Below are 1,305 nucleotides of genomic sequence, written 5' to 3' on the forward strand. Positions count from 1 at the left end.
TGAAGCGTCCTGGGTTTAGTTCCTACCTCAGCTAAGGAAGGATTGAACTATGCCTAGAAAGTATTCCGTCGAGTTCAAGGAGAAGGCGGTCCATCAGATCATCGAAATGGTCCGCCTGGAGTCTTGCTCACTGCAACGCGCCTACACGGAGGTCGGTGAGCTGCTTGGAGTATCTCACCACACGTTGCGGGCCTGGTACCGTGACAGCGCCTCAGTACGCGATAATTCTGACGCTTCAGGCGGCGAAACAATGGAAGAAGAACTCAGGCGTCTGCGCCGCGAAAACCGCGAACTGAAACGAGCAAACGGGATTCTTAAAACTGCTTCGGCTTTTTTCGCAGCGGAACTCGACCGACCCACGACCAAATGATCTCCTACATCGACGCGTACAAAGATCAATTTGGGGTCGAGGCCATCTGCCGAGTCCTTAAACAAGCAGATCGTGGATTCATTACTTCACGCGGCTACCGCAAAGCCACCACACGTGTTCCCAGCGCAAGAGCCTTAAGCGATAGCCTGCTCATCCCAGAAATACAGCGTGTTCACGCGGAGAATTTCTCGGTCTATGGCATCCGCAAAATGTGGCACGCGATGAACCGCGAAGGCTTTCATATCGGCCGCGACAAGACCGCACGTCTGATGAAACTTGCAGGTGTTTCTGGCCGCAGACGTGGGCGAACCCCGGTAACAACAATTAACCCGAAGACACCGGATCATCGCCCGGACCTAGTGCGCCGAAACTTCCGTGCGCAGGCACCAGGCCGGCTGTGGGTTGCCGACATTACCTACGTTCGCACCCTGTCGGGATTCGCCTACACCGCGTTTGTCGTGGATGTCTTCAGCCGAAAGATTGTTGGTGTTGCTACACGCTCGACGATGCGTACTGATGCGCTGCCCATGGAGGCTTTGGAGCATGCGTTAACGACTGCAGGGCGAATCCATGGAAATCAACTGATTCATCATAGCGATCGGGGCAGCCAGTACGTGTCACTGAAGTATTCCACCGCGCTAGCTGAGTCAGGAATCCGCCCGAGTGTGGGAACAATCGGCGATTCTTACGACAATGCACTAGCCGAAACAGTCAACGGTCTCTACAAGGCGGAACTGATTCATGCCCAGGGCCCGTGGACGTCGGTCGGAGAAGTCGAACTGGCCACCTTGCGGTGGGTGCATTGGTGGAACACTAAGCGGCTTCACGAAGCATTGGACTACGCCACCCCACAGGAAGTAGAAACCGAGTACTATCTCACCCAGCCCATCAACACAGGGCCGTAAAAGAAGCGGAACTAAACCCAGGACGCTTCA

At 55.0% G+C, this 1,305-nt stretch carries 1 protein-coding gene; it reads left to right on the forward strand.

Annotation, left to right across the window (positions count from 1 at the left end):
* Nucleotides 1-49: 49 nt before the first annotated feature.
* Nucleotides 50-1,275 (forward strand): IS3 family transposase gene (locus HMPREF2996_RS00035; protein ID WP_141748919.1). Its coding sequence is split into 2 segments (ribosomal slippage): nt 50-329 and nt 329-1,275, totalling 1,227 coding nucleotides; the frame shifts between segments, so codons are not numbered across the junction.
* Nucleotides 1,276-1,305: the final 30 nt, after the last annotated feature.

The sequence above is a fragment of the Corynebacterium sp. HMSC066C02 genome (assembly GCF_001814945.1).
GTDB classification, from domain to species: Bacteria; Actinomycetota; Actinomycetes; order Mycobacteriales; family Mycobacteriaceae; genus Corynebacterium; species Corynebacterium aurimucosum.